General features: G+C 69.9%; 15 protein-coding genes, 1 tRNA gene and 3 pseudogenes. 13 read left to right on the top strand and 6 right to left on the bottom strand.

Features of this window, described 5'->3' with window-relative positions:
- Positions 1-55 precede the first annotated feature (55 nt).
- On the bottom strand, positions 56-973 hold the full coding sequence (locus tag ACZ41I_RS11720; RefSeq protein ID WP_468513954.1) for a quinone oxidoreductase family protein: 918 nt from the start codon (positions 971-973) through the stop codon (positions 56-58).
- 127 nt (positions 974-1,100) lie between these two features.
- Here ACZ41I_RS11720 and ACZ41I_RS11715 point away from each other — a divergent pair, with 127 nt between their 5' ends.
- Both ACZ41I_RS11715 and ACZ41I_RS11710 read left to right on the top strand, forming a co-directional pair.
- On the top strand, positions 1,101-1,538 hold the full coding sequence (locus ACZ41I_RS11715) for a MarR family winged helix-turn-helix transcriptional regulator (protein ID WP_363218597.1): 438 nt from the start codon (positions 1,101-1,103) through the stop codon (positions 1,536-1,538).
- Positions 1,539-1,557: 19 nt separating this feature from the next.
- Complete coding sequence (locus ACZ41I_RS11710; protein ID WP_468513953.1) at positions 1,558-2,085, top strand: isochorismatase family protein; 528 nt, start codon at positions 1,558-1,560, stop codon at positions 2,083-2,085.
- Between the two features lie 250 nt (positions 2,086-2,335).
- Here the strand turns inward: ACZ41I_RS11710 and fdhD are convergent, their stop codons facing one another.
- Positions 2,336-3,184, bottom strand: a complete 849-nt coding sequence (gene fdhD / locus ACZ41I_RS11705; RefSeq protein ID WP_363218595.1) for a formate dehydrogenase accessory sulfurtransferase FdhD — start codon at positions 3,182-3,184, stop codon at positions 2,336-2,338.
- A 7-nt stretch (positions 3,185-3,191) separates the two neighbouring features.
- Positions 3,192-3,295: pseudogene (locus ACZ41I_RS11700) on the bottom strand (2Fe-2S iron-sulfur cluster-binding protein); the annotation flags it as partial.
- Between the two features lie 216 nt (positions 3,296-3,511).
- Between ACZ41I_RS11700 and ACZ41I_RS11695 the strand changes: the two are divergent.
- The 4 genes from ACZ41I_RS11695 (at position 3,512) to ACZ41I_RS11680 (ending at position 6,861) form a co-directional block, all read left to right on the top strand.
- On the top strand, positions 3,512-4,846 hold the full coding sequence (locus ACZ41I_RS11695; RefSeq protein ID WP_468513952.1) for an OFA family MFS transporter: 1,335 nt from the start codon (positions 3,512-3,514) through the stop codon (positions 4,844-4,846).
- Positions 4,821-4,949 carry an MFS transporter small subunit gene (locus ACZ41I_RS11690; protein ID WP_468513951.1) on the top strand — a complete coding sequence of 43 codons (129 nt, stop codon included), beginning with the start codon at positions 4,821-4,823 and terminating at the stop codon, positions 4,947-4,949. The genes ACZ41I_RS11695 and ACZ41I_RS11690 overlap by 26 nt, the downstream gene beginning before the upstream one ends.
- Before the next feature lie 135 nt (positions 4,950-5,084).
- Complete coding sequence (locus tag ACZ41I_RS11685; protein WP_399765960.1) at positions 5,085-6,032, top strand: beta-ketoacyl-ACP synthase III; 948 nt, start codon at positions 5,085-5,087, stop codon at positions 6,030-6,032.
- 151 nt (positions 6,033-6,183) lie between these two features.
- Positions 6,184-6,861: a GntR family transcriptional regulator gene (locus tag ACZ41I_RS11680; RefSeq protein ID WP_468513950.1), complete on the top strand. Its 678-nt coding sequence runs from the start codon at positions 6,184-6,186 to the stop codon at positions 6,859-6,861.
- Between the two features lie 10 nt (positions 6,862-6,871).
- Here ACZ41I_RS11680 and ACZ41I_RS11675 read toward each other — a convergent pair whose 3' ends face one another.
- Positions 6,872-8,071 carry a low temperature requirement protein A gene (locus ACZ41I_RS11675; protein WP_468513949.1) on the bottom strand — a complete coding sequence of 400 codons (1,200 nt, stop codon included), beginning with the start codon at positions 8,069-8,071 and terminating at the stop codon, positions 6,872-6,874.
- 227 nt (positions 8,072-8,298) lie between these two features.
- Between ACZ41I_RS11675 and ACZ41I_RS11670 the strand changes: the two genes are divergently transcribed.
- From ACZ41I_RS11670 to ACZ41I_RS11660, 3 genes and pseudogenes are all read left to right on the top strand, one after another.
- A tRNA-Leu gene (locus ACZ41I_RS11670) sits at positions 8,299-8,383 on the top strand.
- A 219-nt stretch (positions 8,384-8,602) separates the two neighbouring features.
- Positions 8,603-8,740: pseudogene (locus ACZ41I_RS11665) on the top strand (IS5/IS1182 family transposase); the annotation flags it as partial.
- 40 nt (positions 8,741-8,780) lie between these two features.
- Positions 8,781-9,233: a hypothetical protein gene (locus ACZ41I_RS11660; protein ID WP_468513948.1), complete on the top strand. Its 453-nt coding sequence runs from the start codon at positions 8,781-8,783 to the stop codon at positions 9,231-9,233.
- On the opposite strand, the gene ACZ41I_RS11655 is transcribed toward ACZ41I_RS11660, so the two are convergent.
- Positions 9,202-9,492 carry a hypothetical protein gene (locus tag ACZ41I_RS11655; RefSeq protein ID WP_468513947.1) on the bottom strand — a complete coding sequence of 97 codons (291 nt, stop codon included), beginning with the start codon at positions 9,490-9,492 and terminating at the stop codon, positions 9,202-9,204. The two genes, ACZ41I_RS11660 and ACZ41I_RS11655, sit on opposite strands and share 32 nt — an antisense overlap.
- Before the next feature lie 53 nt (positions 9,493-9,545).
- Between ACZ41I_RS11655 and ACZ41I_RS11650 the strand changes: the two are divergent.
- A pseudogene (locus tag ACZ41I_RS11650) lies at positions 9,546-9,744 on the top strand (helix-turn-helix domain-containing protein); the annotation flags it as partial.
- A 79-nt stretch (positions 9,745-9,823) separates the two neighbouring features.
- On the top strand, positions 9,824-10,507 hold the full coding sequence (locus ACZ41I_RS11645) for a hypothetical protein (protein ID WP_468513946.1): 684 nt from the start codon (positions 9,824-9,826) through the stop codon (positions 10,505-10,507).
- A 271-nt stretch (positions 10,508-10,778) separates the two neighbouring features.
- Here the strand turns inward: ACZ41I_RS11645 and ACZ41I_RS11640 are convergent, their stop codons facing one another.
- Positions 10,779-10,910: a hypothetical protein gene (locus ACZ41I_RS11640; RefSeq protein WP_399765945.1), complete on the bottom strand. Its 132-nt coding sequence runs from the start codon at positions 10,908-10,910 to the stop codon at positions 10,779-10,781.
- Between the two features lie 98 nt (positions 10,911-11,008).
- Between ACZ41I_RS11640 and ACZ41I_RS11635 the strand changes: the two genes are divergently transcribed.
- Together ACZ41I_RS11635 and ACZ41I_RS11630 are read left to right on the top strand one after the other, a co-directional pair.
- Positions 11,009-11,740 (top strand): DUF7873 family protein, encoded by a 732-nt coding sequence (locus ACZ41I_RS11635; RefSeq protein ID WP_363218588.1) that lies wholly within the window; start codon positions 11,009-11,011, stop codon positions 11,738-11,740.
- Between the two features lie 1,262 nt (positions 11,741-13,002).
- Positions 13,003-14,589, top strand: coding sequence for a Na+/H+ antiporter (locus ACZ41I_RS11630; RefSeq protein WP_468319108.1), 1,587 nt, complete (start codon positions 13,003-13,005; stop codon positions 14,587-14,589).
- The last annotated feature ends 194 nt before the right edge of the window (positions 14,590-14,783 follow it).

The following is a 14,783-nucleotide window of genomic DNA, read 5'->3' as shown; positions in this document are numbered from 1 at the left end:
GTTGGGGACAGGGCGCCCCACAAGAAGCGTGCAGCGCACGGAACACGCGAACGGCCTACGGGCGCAGCACGACCTTGCCGAGGTTGGCCCGCCGCTCGATCACCTCGTGCGCCTTCGCCGCGTCCTCCAGCGCGAACTCGGCGTGCACGGCGGGCTTCAGGGCGCCCTCGGCGAACAACCGCCACAGCTCCTTGCGCCACTGCTCGTACAGCTCCGGCCGGCCACGGGCGATCAGGGCCATCTGGAATCCGATCACCGACTTGGCACCCACCAGCAGGTCGTACGCCCGGAGGGTGCCGCCGCCGGAGCTGTAGGCGACGAGGCGGCCGTGCGGGGCCAGGGCGGCGAGGGCTGGGCCGAGCAGGTCACCGCCGACGGCATCCAGTACACAGTCGACGGGATCCCCCCAGCTGTCGTCGCCGTACTGGATACAGTCGTCCGCGCCGAGTGAGCGGACGAAATCCGCCTTGCAGGGGTCGGACACGGCCCCCACCACCCGCCCCGCACCCCGCGCCCGCGCCAGCTGCACCGCGAGGTGTCCGACCCCGCTCGCCGCCGCCGTGACGAGCACTGCCTCGCCCGGCACCGGGCGCGCCGCCTCCAGCGCCCCGAACGCCACCAGACCGCTGCGGACCAGCGCGATCGCGTCCACGGCATCTGCGCCGTCCGGTATCGGGGAGGCCATGGCCTCGTGCAGCAGGGCGAAGTCGGCGTATCCGTGTCCGAAGCACAGCCCGGTCACCCGGTCGCCCGGCCGGTATCGGGTCACCCCCTCGCCGGCCGCCACCACCTCGCCGGCGATCTCCCCGCCGAGCGCGATCGGCTCGGCGGCCTCGGTGACCTTGCGCACCACGGGCAGGGTGACGCCGACGGCCGCGCAACGCACCAGCAGCTCGCCGGGGCCGGGTTCGGGGACGGGCGCCTCTTCGACGAACAGCGGGCCGCCGGTGGACTCGTATCGGATGCGACGCATCGCACACACCTCCAGGGCCGGAATTCCGGCGCATTGACCGTCGGGAACACCCATGAACTCGTTGGGAGTCCCAACGATAGCGGAGGTTCGTTGGTGCGTCCAACGATTCTCGGGATACGCTGCTCGTATGGCCGAAGCACCCCTGCCCGCGATCCGCTCCCTGCCCAGCTGGCTCCTCGGCCGCGCCGCCGGCCGGGGGCGCGCCCTGGTCGCCGACGCCCTCGCGGCCGAGGGCCAGAAGATGTGGCACCACGTGGTCCTCTCCGCCGTCCGGGACCTTCAGCCCGTCGCCCAGGCAGACCTCGGCCGCAGCGTGGGCCTGGACCCCAAGGACCTGGTCGGCGTGCTCAACGACCTGCAGTCCGCCGGCCACGTCGTCCGCGCCCCCGACCCCAGGGACCGGCGCAAGAACGCCGTGTCCCTCACCGACGACGGAGCCCGCCTCCTCGCCCGCTGCGAGAAGGCAGCCCGCGCGGCCAACGACGAGTTGCTCGCCCCGCTCTCGGACGCCGAACGCGAGCAGTTCATGGGCCTGTTGATCCGGATTTCCGGCACGGACGGCTGACGGCGGCTAACGTTCCGTCATGACCGCAGCTCATATGCTCGATCCGCAGCGCACCGCCCTGATCCTCGTCGACCTGATGGAACGCATCGTCGCGCTGCCCCTGGAACCCCGCAAAGGCACCGAAGTGCTGGCCACCGCCGAGGAGTTGGCGCGTACCTTCCGTGCCGCCGGAGCGCCCGTCGTCCTCGTCCGGGTCGAACGCCCCTCGGTGGCCGAACAGCCGCCCGGCAGCGCCCTGGTCCCCGGCCTCGCGGCGCACGGCGACCTGGAGGTGGTCAAGCGGACCATCGGCGCCTTCCAGGGCACCGGCCTGGACGAGCGGCTGCGCGAACGCGGCGTGACCACGCTGGTGTTCGGCGGCATCGCCACCAACCTCAGCGTCGAGTCCACCGCCCGTGCCGCCGCCGACCTCGGCTACGACCTCCTCTTCGCCGAGGACGCCATGGCCGCCTTCACCGCCGCCGAGCACGAGGCGTCCGTCCGGCTCGACTTCCCCCGGCTCGGCACGGTCGTGACCGCCGCCGCCGTACGCCTCGGGCCCGCCTGACCGCCCAGGCCGGCATCCCGCCCCCGTCCCTGGCGCCCGGCCGGATCGACCCGAGGTCGACCGAATCCGGACATCAACTCCTGGGCAGGGCAAGGAGACTGCCCCTGGCCGACGGTACGCGGCGCCGCGCCCTGCGGGCCGCATACGTCCCGTTCGTCGCAGCGACGCAGTCCCCCGGCTGAGGCGGGGCCCGGCGACGCAGGGGCCTCCCCGTCGGCCGGGGCCCGCCGCCGTGCCGTGGGGAGCTGTCTCAGCCCTGGGCGGCCGCCTCCCGCAGCGTGATGCGGTCCTCGCCCGCGTACACGTTCATCGAGCTGCCCCGCAGGAAACCCACCAGGGTCAGCCCCGTCTCGGCGGCCAGGTCCACCGCCAGCGACGACGGCGCCGACACCGCCGCCAGCACGGGGATGCCCGCCATCACCGCCTTCTGCGCCAGCTCGAACGAGGCCCGCCCGGAGACGAGCAGGATCGTCCGGGACAGCGGCAGGTCGCCGTTCTGCAGCGCCCGCCCGACCAGCTTGTCCACCGCGTTGTGGCGGCCCACGTCCTCGCGTATGTCCAGCAGCTCCCCGTCCTCGTTGAACAGGGCCGCCGCGTGCAGGCCTCCGGTCCGGTCGAACACCCGCTGGGCCGCCCGCAGCCGCTCCGGAAGACTCGACAGCAGCTCCGGGGTGACCCGCACCGGGGGAGTGTCGGCGATCGGGAAGCGCGCGGTCGTACGGACGGCGTCCAGACTGGCCTTGCCGCACAGGCCGCACGAGGACGACGTGTAGACGTTCCGCTCCAGCGTGAAGTCCGGCAGGGCGACGCCCGGCGCGGTTTTCACGTCGACGACGTTGTAGGTATTGGAGCCGTCTGCGGTCGCCCCCGCACAGTAGACGATGTTCTGCAGATCGTATGCGGTCGCCAGCACACCTTCGCTCACCAGGAACCCCGCCGCCAGCGCGAAGTCGTCGCCCGGTGTGCGCATGGTGATCGCGAGCGGCTTGCCGTTCAGCCGGATCTCCAGGGGTTCCTCGGCGACGAGCGTGTCCGGCCGGGTGGAGACCGCCCCGTCCCGGATGCGGAGGACCTTGCGTCGTTCCGTGACTCGTCCCATGTCCTGATCAGCCCCGGTTCTGTATGTGCTGGTGGCCGAAACGGCCCTTGCTGCAGGGATTGCCGTGGGTCACCGGGTTGCCTGCGGCAAGGTGACCCTCACGATCTCATTCTGGGGGCTCCCGCCCCGGGCTGCGCGGTGCGTGCCCAGGCAGGCGCCGGCGTCCGCGCGCCCTCGGCCTCCGTCACGCACCCGGCACCACAGTACGGAGCCGGTCGCGGCAAGGGTTCGCGTGTCGACCGTTGACCGCATTCCGCCTACCGTTCACCGCATACGGTCGACGCCGCGCCTTCTCAACTCCCGTGCCCCGCCGTACCGTCCGGCCTCATGAGCAGCCCCCCTGTCGCGCCTGAGGGCTGGAGCCGCCGGCTCGTCCCGCCCGCCGCCCTCTCCGTCCACCTGTCCATCGGCCAGGCCTACGCCTGGAGCGTGTTCAAGCCGCCGCTCGAATCCGCCCTGCACCTCGACGGCACCCGGAGCGCACTGCCCTTCCAGCTGGCGATCGTGATGCTCGGGCTGTCGGCCGCGTTCGGCGGCACGCTCGTCGAGCGCAACGGCCCGCGCTGGGCGATGACCGTCGCCCTCGTGTGCTTCTCCTCCGGCTTCCTGCTCTCCGCGCTCGGCGCCGAGACCAAGCAGTACTGGCTGATCGTCCTCGGCTACGGCTTCGTCGGCGGGATCGGCCTCGGCATCGGATACATCTCGCCCGTGTCCACCCTGATCAAGTGGTTCCCGGACCGGCCGGGCACGGCCACCGGCATCGCCATCATGGGTTTCGGCGGCGGCGCGCTGATCGCCTCGCCGTGGTCCGCGCAGATGCTCGCGTCCTTCGGCGGTGACAACGACGGCATCGCCCTCGCCTTCCTGGTGCACGGGCTGTCGTACGCCGTCTTCATGACCCTGGGCGTCCTGCTGGTCCGCGTGCCGCGCACCGAGGGCCGTGCCGGCACAGCGAGTGGGCCGAGCGCCTTCGAGGGAGTGCAGGTCTCCGCACGCAGCGCGGTGCGCACCCCGCAGTTCTGGTGCCTGTGGATCGTGCTCTGCATGAACGTGACCGCCGGCATCGGCATCCTGGAGAAAGCCGCACCGATGATCACGGACTTCTTCGCCGGCGGCTCCACCCCGGTGTCGGCGTCCGCGGCCGCGGGGTTCGTCGCCCTGCTGTCCGCCGCCAACATGGCCGGCCGCATCGGCTGGTCGTCCGCCTCCGACCTGATCGGCCGCAAGAACATCTACCGTCTCTACCTGGGCGTCGGTGCGCTGATGTACCTGCTCATCGCCCTGTTCGGCGACGCGTCCAAGCCGCTGTTCGTCCTGTGCGCGCTGGTGATCCTCTCCTTCTACGGCGGCGGCTTCGCGACCGTCCCCGCCTACTTGAAGGACCTGTTCGGCACCTACCAGGTCGGCGCCATCCACGGCCGGCTGCTCACCGCCTGGTCCACGGCAGGCGTGCTCGGGCCGCTGATCGTCAACTGGATCGCCGACCGGCAGAAGGGCGCGGGCAAGCACGGCTCGTCGCTGTACGGGCTGTCGTTCGGCATCATGATCGGCCTCCTCGTCGTCGGCTTCGTCGCCAACGAACTCGTCCGTCCCGTCCACACCCGCCATCACGTCCCCGCCCCGAGGGAGGCCGCAGATGCCCAGCGACAGCAGCCCGCCTAGCCGGCGGGGCCTGATCACCCTCGCCTGGCTGTGGGTCGGAGCACCCCTCGCCTACGGGGTCTGCGAACTCGTACACAAGGCGACCCAGCTGTTCACGGGATGAATACTCGGGCGTCCGAGGGCCTGCGCGAAGCCGACAACGCGGGCGCCCGATTCCTGTGGCTTCACCTGCCGCCGTACTCGCGAGTCACTGTTCAGACTGGTGAATCCGCCACGACGGAAACGAGGGACCTCCGCCATGAACGGCTCGCGCATCGCCGCCATCGGTCACTACCAGCCCGCCCGGGTGCTCACCAACGAGGACCTGGCGGGCCTGGTCGACACGAGTGACGAGTGGATCCGCAGCCGGGTCGGCATCAGGACCCGGCACATCGCCGGTCCCGACGAGCCGGTCGACGAGCTGGCCGCGCACGCCGCGGCCAAGGCCCTCGCCGCCGCCGGTCTCACCCCCGGCGACATCGACCTGGTCCTGGTCGCCACCTCCACGGCGATCGACCGTTCCCCGAACACCGCCGCCCGGGTCGCGGCCAGGCTCGGCATCCCGCAGCCGGCTGCGATGGACGTGAACGTGGTGTGCGCCGGGTTCACCCACGCGCTGGCCACGGCGGACCACACCGTCCGGGCCGGCGCGGCCGGCCGCGCGCTGGTCATCGGCGCCGACAAGATGTCCGACGTCACCGACTGGAGCGACCGCAGCACCTGTGTCCTCGTCGGCGACGGCGCCGGGGCCGCCGTGGTCGAGGCCTGCGCGCCGGGACAGCAGCCGGGGATCGGGCCGGTGCTGTGGGGGTCGGTGCCGGAGATGGGGCACGCGGTACGGATCGAGGGCACGCCACCGCGGTTCGCGCAGGAGGGACAGAGCGTCTACCGCTGGGCCACCACCCAGCTGCCGGCCATCGCCCGGCGGGCCTGCGAGAAGGCCGGCGTGGTCCCGGCGGACCTCGCGGGCGTCGTCCTGCACCAGGCGAACCTGCGCATCATCGAACCGCTGGCGGAGAAGCTCGGTGCCGTCAACGCGGTGGTCGCCCGCGATGTCACCGAATCCGGCAATACCTCGGCGGCCAGTGTCCCGCTCGCCTTCTCCAAGCTGATCGAGCAGGGAGCGCTCAGCACCGGCGACCCGGTGCTGCTGTTCGGCTTCGGCGGCAATCTGTCGTACGCCGGGCAGGTCGTACGCTGCCCCTGAGCGGGTGAAGTCGGTGCCCCTGCCGGGATGTTGTATACCGGCAGCGTGGATTTCGTACACCGCGGACTGTGGACGAAGGACACGACACCGAGCTCATCGATACCGAGCGTCCAGGGTTCACGCGCCGGCGCTGCTCAGGAGGGGGACCGCGATGTTGTCGACCGGACTGCCGCAGATGCCGGTGCCGAAGCTGGAACGTCCCGGACCGCTGCGCGAGCGCGTCTACGAGGCGCTGCTGGAACTCATCACCACCCGCGCCCTGCACCCCGGTCAGCATCTGGTCGAGAGCGAACTCGCCGGGCACCTCGGCGTCTCCCGGCAGCCGGTGCGCGAGGCGCTGCAGCGGCTCAACACCGAGGGCTGGGTCGATCTGCGGCCCGCGCAGGGCGCGTTCGTGCACGAGCCGACCGAGGGGGAGGCCGACCAGCTGCTCACGGTCCGCACCCTGCTGGAGGCGGAGGCGGCCCGGCTGGCGGCCCTCAACGCCGGCGAGGAGGGGGTCGAGGCCCTCTTCGCCATCGTGGAGGAAGGCCGGACGGCGGTCGCCGCCGACGACGTGGCCCGTGCCGTGGCGCTCAACGCGGCCTTTCACGCCAAGGTCATGGAGCTGGCCGGCAACGCGGTGCTCGCCGAGCTGGCCGCCCAGGTCGACCGGCGGGTCCGCTGGTACTACACCCCTGTGGCCCGGCTGCGCGGCGGCACCTCCTGGAGCGAACACTCGGACCTGGCCTTCGCGATCAAGGAGGGGGACGCGGAGCGGGCCGGCCGGCTGATGCGCGAGCACACCGAGCGCACCCGGCGCTCGTACCGCCACCGTAACGAGTCCTGACCCGCCGCTGTCACGTCCTGGCCGCCGCGGGGTCCGGTGTCGCCGTGACGCAGGACCGGGCTTCCACCGCCAGCATCCCCGCCAGCACGGCGACCAGCAGGAGGAGTTCGCCGTAGACCGGCATGCGGACGCCGGCCGCGGCGGTGGCCAGGGCGAGGAGGGCACCGGCCGCGCGGTGGCGCACTGGCCGCAGCCGCAGAGCCGTACGGAAGGCCACGTCGCCCGCGAGGAACAGCGCGACCCCGCCCGCAAGTGCCAACGCGGGCCCCGGCTGCGGGTGTCCGGTCAGATGGCCGAGGGTCTTCTTGATGCCGGCCGCGAGGAACGCGATGCCGAGCAGCATCGGCAGGAAGGCGTAGTAGTACGCGTTCATCGCCAGCCGCCAGCGGGCCGGCGGCGGTGTCGCCCGGAACGTGACCTCGGCCGCCTCCTCGTCCCGCACGAAGTACGTCCACCACAGCGCGACCGACAGGGCCAGCGCGAGGAACGCGCCGCAGAGCAGCTCCGGCGTGAGCGGCAGATCGCCGATGCCGACCCCGATGGAGATCACGGACTCGCCGAAGGCGATGATCAGCAGCAGCCCGTGCCGCTCCACGAAATGGGCCGGGTCGAGTGCGCCCAGCTGCACCCGCAGCGTCGCCGCACTGCGCCCGTCCCTGCGGCCCGGCCCGTGCTCGGCCACCAGCGGCGTCACGAACTGCAGGGCGATCGCGAGCAGCCACAGGCCGTCCGCCGCGAGCCCGTCGACCAGCCCGGCGGCGGTCACCGACAGGGCCGCGAGCGCGTTGGGGACGCCGTACCAGATGGAGTCCCAGCCGTGGCCGCGGGTGTACAGGCCCGTGTGGACGGCCACCACCAGCAGGAAACCGAGCCCGAAGACCACGCCGGTGTCCTCGAAGACCCGGGGGATGGCCAGCGCGCAGACCAGGAACGCGGCCATGCCGAGCATCAGCAGCAGGCGCCGGGAGGGGCGGTCGGGAGGCACCTGGTTGGTGAGGTAGGCGTAGGCGCCGTACATCCAGAACAGCACGACGAGGATCAGTGCCACCCGGCCGGCCGTGGCGAAGGACAGGTCGTGCGCGAGCAGCACGGTGAGCTGGGTGAGTGTGAAGACGAAGACCAGGTCGAAGAAGAGTTCCAGGGTGGTGACCCGGCGCCCGGGCTCCTCGGCCGTCGTGTTGAACGGCGTGTGCAACGACGTGATGTCCATGCGGTGTTCCCCCTCCGGCGTTCGGTGAGCAGATCGTAGAGGGGCACGTCCTCACGCCCTGATCTTCACCACCTGTAGGCAAGATCTTGCATTCTGTACACCGTCGCCGATCCGTGGGCCCGGACTGCCACGCACAGGGGGGATACGCAGGTGAAACGCACTCCGAAACCTTGGTATTGTTGTCCATGTCGCCGCGGGGAACACCCCCGCGAGGCGGCAGACACCTAGTCCGGGTGGCGGAATGGCAGACGCGCTAGCTTGAGGTGCTAGTGCCCTTTATCGGGCGTGGGGGTTCAAGTCCCCCCTCGGACACAACGATTGACGATACGGTGACGAGGGCCTCGACCTTACGGTCGCGGTCCTCGTTGCGTATTCGTAGCTGACAGTGATGCCCAGAGCCTCCTGGAGCGGACCTTTCTTCTCGATGGCGGCGATCTGGATGCGCTCTGCAACATCTCCAAGACTCTCAGTGATCTGTCGGAAGTGTTGCGGGTCGAGCGGGGACTGCGGTTGCGCTCGCCCTTGCTCATGCCGCCTTACTGGGGCCGCTGGCAGAACCTGTCGATGGGGCAACAGGCGGTCGACCGGTCCCACGCGAAGATCCGGCCCCTCGTCGAGCAGGCCGTCGCCACCCTCAAGTCGTGGCCCGTCAGGAGAGGTGAGGAGTGTTGTCTAGACCTCTGTGGGGCTCGTCGGGCATGATCGGTGCATGGAGAGCGCGCATTTGCCGACCACTGAGTCCGCTGTCGTGGCGATTCGTGACCTCGCGGTGGAGTTCGGGCTGAGCATGACCGTCACCGACGACATCGGTGCCGACCAGACCTCGCGCCGCACCTCGGCAGAGCTGTTCACCGTGTTCGACCCCGACGGCTCGCTGCCGCACGAGGCGTTCGTGGAACTGGCCGGGTCGCCCTCCGTCAGCGTCCGGCTCTTTCCCGAGGACGACGCGCGGATCATCGTCGACGGGGTGGAGTTCCACGATGTGCCGCGGGACTCCGTGCCCGGGTTCCTGCGATCCGTCTACGGCGGGCTCGCCCGGACCAAGGGCCGGCTGTTCCCGCCCGGCCAGTGGCTCATCGTGCCGCTCCCGGGGGACGAGACCTACAAGGAACTGATCGTGGACGCCAACCTCACACCGTGGCTGGCGCGTAGCGCGAGATGAGGCCGTCCAGGTAGGCCGGGCCGAAGCCGAAGTGCGCGGCCTCGGGGACGCAGGCCCGCATCCGGCTGGTAGAGATCCGCAGGGACTCGGGCGGCACCTCGTGAGGGACCCGGTGCGCCCGCCTGCCCAGGGCCGCCTCGACCGCGGTGACGATCTCCTCGGCCGAGCAGGAGATCCCCGAGGCCACATTGACGGTACGGCCGTGCACCCCGAGGTCCAGCAGCCGGTTCAGCACCGTGCCGAAGTGCCGTACGTCCATTCTCCGAACTATGGGCTGTCCCGTAGCGACTGCTCTTGGCGACATGATCTTGTCGTGCCTGGTCTGATCACGGCGTCGGAGCCGTCCTGTCTCTACACGATCGGGTCTTGTTGGTCACCGCGTATTGGCGGACGAACATGACGCTGCGTCAGCTCGGCCCGCTATTCGGTGTGTCCAAGTCGGCTGCCGCGCGGGATCATCGGGCATCTCGGACCGCACATGTGCGGCTGCTGCGTGCTGCAACCTGCAAAGAATCTCGACACAACCGCCCTGAAGCAGTGTGCTTGTAGCCGCACTGTTCGTCGGTTCCTCGTCCGCTTCGGGAGAGACCTTGTCAGGGAACCTTACTGCAGCCTTCGTCGCCGTCATCGGCATCATAGGAACGCTGGCAGCACCCATTACGACGCAACGTTCCGCAGCCCGCGCGAAGAAGCAGGAGTTTGATCTCCAGCGCCAGGAGCGGGCTGAGGAACGAGCACACGAAGACCAGCGGGCCGAGCTCGCTGAAAAGCGAGCGCTGTACGCCGATCTTAACCAAGCCGTGCGTGCCTTCCGCGCAGCGATCGAACTCTATGTGCAGGACTTGTTGGACCAAGCAGCCTCGCCGGGCCCCACACTGGACGTCCTGGACGAGCCCCGGCGCGCTTACCAGATCGAGTACGCCCGCGCGCAGATGGTCCTCCCTGAACACCCCATGATCATCACATCCGAAATCAACAGAAGCTTCAACAGTGCCTATCGGGTCCTGGCTCAACTCCAGAAGAACTACGACGCAGCCAAGGCTGCTGAGCTTCAACAGTGGCTCTACGACGGCCTCTCGGAGGCGGCATGGGTACACCGCCAGGTCCTCAGGCACGATCTCGGAGTTGATAAGCCCATCTCCGACTTCCACGCAGCTCTCCGCATGCTGCAGGACACCCGGAAGGCCAGTATCGACCGGGGATTAGTGAACCGCGGACTGGGGATCGATGCTGTTGGCGGCTACACGGCGGGGGTGCAACCGCCCGATGCATAGGTGCCGTCGCACTCGCCGGCGCCCAGCAAGGTCACGATGCGAGTGAGCGGCGAGTGAGACCCGAGCCCTGACCTGCTTCGCGCCTCAGAAGTTGCAGGTCAGGCGCACATCTAACCCTGTCATACGCAAGCTATCCGGAGCCGTGTGCGCAGGTTCGAATCCTGCCGGGGGCACTCGCCGGTCAGAGACCCAAAACCAGGGCCTGACCAGGGCAGAGCCGACAGAAGAGGGCGGGAGTCGGTGCCCGAGCGGATCTGACGGACCAGCCGCCCTATGGCGTCAGCGGGGTGATCCGCGCGCTCTCGTGACCCTCGCCCTGCCTGCCGTACAGGCCGGTGGCCGCTGTGGACAGCAGGACCGGCAGCCGGCGCTGCTCCCGGCAGCGGCGGGCCGTGGCGGTCACCAGCCGTGCCTCGCGGACACGAGAGGCGGGGCGATAAACGGAGTGCGTGCGTGCGAGTCGCTGAGGTACGTTCCTGCCTGTTCGAAGGGGGATCAGAAGTGGCGCGATTGAACCAGATCATCGCTGTCGAGAAGGGTGTCAAGAGCAAGTCGCTCCAGGACATCACCGCGGCGCACCACAAGGTGCAGAAGCCGGCTCTGCTGGCCGGTATCTCGCGTACGTACCAGCCGAAGGACGAGGAGGGCGAGCAGCTGCCGCCCGAGTCCACGCGGGTGCAGGTACAGGCCGAGGACGTACTGCGGGAGATGTCCGCGTCGCTCACCCGGCTCTTCGACGTGACCGCCACCAAGGACTGGGCGAACTGCACGGCCCGCGCCGACGTCACGGTCGACGGCCGCACGATCGTCGCCGACGTCCCGGTCAGCTACCTCCTCTTCCTGGAGAAGCAGCTCACCGACCTGCACACGTTCGTCAGGAAGCTCCCCACCCTCGACGCCGCCGAATCCTGGTCCCACGACCCGTCGACGGACTGGTGGAAGACGGACCCGGTTCGCACGATCCGTACGAAGAAGGTCCCCCGCAACCACGTCAAGGCGGAGGCGACCGACAAGCACCCGGCGCAGGTCGAGGTGTACTACGAGGACGTGCCCATCGGGTACTGGACGACCGTGAAGTTCTCCGGAGCGCTTCCGGCGCGGCGGGTGAACGAACTGGTGGAGCGGGTCGAGAAGCTCCAGCAGGCGGTGAAGTTCGCCCGTGAGGAGGCCAACGGCGCCGAGGTCACCGACCAGCGGGTCGGCGACGCGGTGTTCGGCTACCTGTTCGGCTGACGCCGTGCACGGGTAGCATCCACGATCGCCCCCGCGTGTGAGCGCGGGGGTGCGCGACAGGCGCGTGCCGGATTGAGGACCGGTTCGCGTGAGGAGCGCAAGCTGACACTGAAGTTCAGCCTGAAACACGCGGTGACAGTGAAGGTTCGAGTCCTTCCCCCGGCACAGCACCACCAACGGGCCGGGGTAGCCCAACACGGCAGAGGCAGCCGCGGTCAATCTCAGACTCTCGCTCCAGTCTCAGCATCGCCGCCGATCGCCGGATCGACCGAGGCCGGACGAACGCCGTCGGATGCGAGTTCGACTCTCGCCTGCAGCTCTTTCGTGCTGCGGTAGTTCAAAGGAAGAACACGACGGCATGATGACTGATCCGTCCTCTTAAACGCCGCCGGCGTGCGCAATTGGGTGGCATCCCCAGGGGCCCGGGAGCTGGATACGACTCCCGGGCTCCGCCACCGCGTTCCTACTGTCGTGACGCTGATGGCGACTGACGCCTGGGGCCGGAAACGTGCACCTCGAGGCACGCGCGGAGGGCCAGGCCCAGGTGTACCGGTCCGCACGCGACCAGACCGTCAACCACTACGGCTGACCGCATCGACGAGCCAGAAGCCAGAAGTCAGAACCGGCGCGATCCATCTGTGGGCCTGCGCCTCGGACCACGGCGGTGTGTACCAGGCGGGCCGCGACCGGACCGTGACCCACGTCAACGTGCACCTGGCCCGGTGCAACGGGGCCGGCCGGCTCGGCCGCCCTCAGCCCCCGGCTCACGCCGGAGGCCGCGCGTCTTGCTCGTCGGGGCGGCGGTCGCGTGGGCCGTGATCAGCCACGCCGCCGAGCCCGACGGCAAGCCCCTGGAAGAGGGCTCCGTACTCTGCTTCAGGACCGATGAGAGCCGCGGCGGGCGTCTCAAGGTCATCGACATCCCGAAGGGCGAACTGGCGCCCGTCGTGAAGTGCCTCCGCTCGTGCCGGGGCAGGGTGCCCGCGTCAGCACCAGCGGGTGTGGGGCAGTGTCGGCCGTGGATCAGTCGTGGTGCCCAGCAGTTCCAGTGGACGCACGCCCTGTTGTCCGACCGGCGTCGACTCGAACACCGCCCGCGGCGTCCAACGCTCCGGCGCCGCGCTGAGCTCCGAGTTCGGACGAGGGGCCGGAACACCGGTCGGTCGCTGCTCCCCGTCGGCTGCGTCACCGCCGTACGTCGGTTACGTTGGTAAAGCACCTGGCCAGAGGGGGCACAAGCCGTAACCCACCGAGGACGCTCCATGACCGGCGTGATCGTCGTCCTGCTGTTGGTGGTCCTGGCCACCGCTGTGGCGACCGGTGCCCGGCGCTGGAGCCTGCCCGCCCCCTCGCTCCTCGTGGTCGTGGGTCTGGTCGTGGGGCTGATGCCCTGGGTTCCCGAGGTCCGGCTGCCGCCTCATGTGATCAACGTGCTGGTGCTGCCACCGCTGCTCTACGCATCGGCCGGGGAAATCTCCGTCCGCGACCTGCGTGCTGTATGGCGGCCCGTGACAGGCCTGGTCTTCGGCCTGGTCCTCGCCTCGGCCCTCGCCGTCGGGTACGTGGCCCAGGCGATCACGCCGCTCACCGCCGCGACCGCGTTCATCCTCGGCTCCGTCCTGGCCAGCACCGACCCCGTAGCCGTGACCGCGCTCGGCCGGCGCCTGTCGCTCCCACCGCGCGTACAGGCCATGGTGCAGGCGGAAAGCCTGTTCAACGATGCCACCTCGCTGGTCCTGTACAAGGTCGCCGTGGCCACCGTGGTGTCCGGCAGCGTCATCAGTGCGTCCGGGACCGCCCTGCAGTTCCTGATCCTCGCAGGCGGAGGGGCCCTCATCGGGGCGGCGCTCGCCGCAGTGGTGACCCTGATCCGCAGACGGACCGACGACCCCATGCTGGAGACCGTCATCGCGTTGGTCACTCCCTATGCCTCGTACGTCATCGCGGAGCAGTCGCACACCTCCGGCGTGACGGCCGTCATCGTGTCCGGAGTCGTCCTCGGCAGCACCGGTCACAAGCTCGGCGACGCCCCCGTCCGCCTGCAGGTCCACGCCGTCTACGAAACCGTGACCTTCCTGCTGGAGAGCGTCGTCTTCGCCCTGATCGGACTTGAGCTCCCCTCGACCGTCCGTCATCTCGCGCGCGATGAGCACGGCTGGCCGCTGTGGGTGCCGGTGATCGCCTTCACTCTGCTGGCGATCCGCCTGCTGTGGATCTTCCCGCTGTCCGCCCTGATCCACCACCGGCACAGGGAGGGCGACAACCGCCTCTCCTGGCGGATTCCGGCTGTCCTGTCCTGGGCGGGCACCCGGGGTGTCATGCCGCTGGCAGCCGCGCTCTCCATCCCCCTGGTCACCCACACAGGGGCGCCACTGCCGCACCGGGCGCTCATTCTCACGCTCACCACCGGGACCGTCGCGCTCACTCTCGTCTTCCAGGGCTTCACGCTGGTCCCCGTCGTCCGCCGCTCCGGCATCGCCCTGGAACCGGAGCACACCGCCCGAGAGGAGGCCCGGACCCGCCGGCACATTGCCCACGCCGCTCTCGATGAGCTCAAACTGCTGGGCGATCTGGATCAGCTCGCCGAGCTGGGTACGGCCGCCGAGGTCGCCCTGAAACAGGCCCGTCGTCATCTGGAAGCGCGCATCCACCAGGTCGAAGACGCGCACTACAGCGACCCGGACGCCCGCCCTGCCGACGCCTACCGCGAGATTCGCCGGACGCTCATCGCCATTGAGGCGGCCGAGCTCCACCGCCTCTACGAAGCGAACAAGATCAGCAACGCCACCCGGCGCCGGATCCAGCACGAACTCGACCTCGAAGAAGCCAGCCTCCGCCCCTGCGACTGACGGCCGGCCGGCAGCCGGCTCAAAGCAGTACCGGCCGGTCTTCGACACCGCGGTCGAGGGCATCCGGCTCAGCTGACCAAGACACAGGGCGGCGCGGGCCGGCCCGGAGGACGTCGGGGGGAGCGACGACCACGCCGTCGTGACGGCCGCCGCGCTCTCACCGTCCCCCTCGCTTCCCGGAATGAATGCCTCCG

The organism is Streptomyces sp. NPDC030799 (assembly GCF_055572255.1).
This window is presented reverse-complemented; position numbering and strand designations above follow the sequence as displayed.